Below are 898 nucleotides of genomic sequence, written 5' to 3'. Positions count from 1 at the left end.
CAAAAACCAATACCTTTACCAATTGATGGTGCCTTCTCCATTCAAGGGAAAAGCAATCTTTCTAATGAAGAAGTGTATCAAATGATTAGTGGCCTATCAGAAGAAAAAAAAGTTAAAATATACAAGCCGGTGGTTCAGAATTCAGGGCAGTTGACTTATATAAATCTTGATGATGCCAGCTATGAACAGTTAAAGTCTGTACCGATAACAGGGATGTACTATACTCTAGGGGAAATAGATTCAAATGATTTAAAAAAACTTACGTCTACAGGTCTGCAAGTAGTATATATGGCTTACCCTTGGTATATGGGAGGAATGATACAATTTACTGGCTCTTTAAGATTTTTGTTAATGATTTCAATTTACTTAACCTTATTAGTTGTTTTATTTGTTGTTAGAGCGAGAAAGATTAAAGAAGGGGTGATAAGACGTTCTTTAGGATTACCTGTGTATAACCTAAAAAAGGATTACTTAATTTCTGTTACTTTTGAGCTGATTTTAGTTGCTTTATTGATGGTTTTCTATGGCTCTTTTCTGGGGAGTGGTCTCTTCACCTATAGTTCCAAGTTATTCTTCTCTCTACTTCTAACCAATTTTATAATTTTTCAAATCATTGATCTCATCACCTTTGTTTTATTTTGGCTGACGATTCAGGTTGAAAAACCTATTGAAATTATAAAAAACAAGGCCAAAAACAGCCTCGTTTTTATCGTATGGCTTGCGGTTATTTCTAGCATAATAGTTGTTTCAGGAGTCTTTTTACGGGAAACAAAGGCTAGTCAATCAAAGATGAATATACAGATAAAGCATTTAGAACCATGGAGTGCAGTAAAAGATTGGAAAAGACTGGAGTTTTTGGGTATTGAAAATGAATCTGTTACTAATGGAGAAGAAGCAA

General features: G+C 33.6%; 1 pseudogene. It reads left to right on the top strand.

Annotated features, from left to right (window positions below):
- Positions 1-898: pseudogene (locus K4H96_RS11710) on the top strand (ABC transporter permease); the annotation flags it as partial.

The sequence above is a fragment of the Streptococcus sanguinis genome, assembly GCF_020729765.1.
Lineage (GTDB): Bacteria > Bacillota > Bacilli > Lactobacillales > Streptococcaceae > Streptococcus > Streptococcus sanguinis_Q.
The sequence above is the reverse complement of the archived record's forward strand: the minus strand, read 5'-3'. Positions and strand labels throughout refer to the sequence as shown.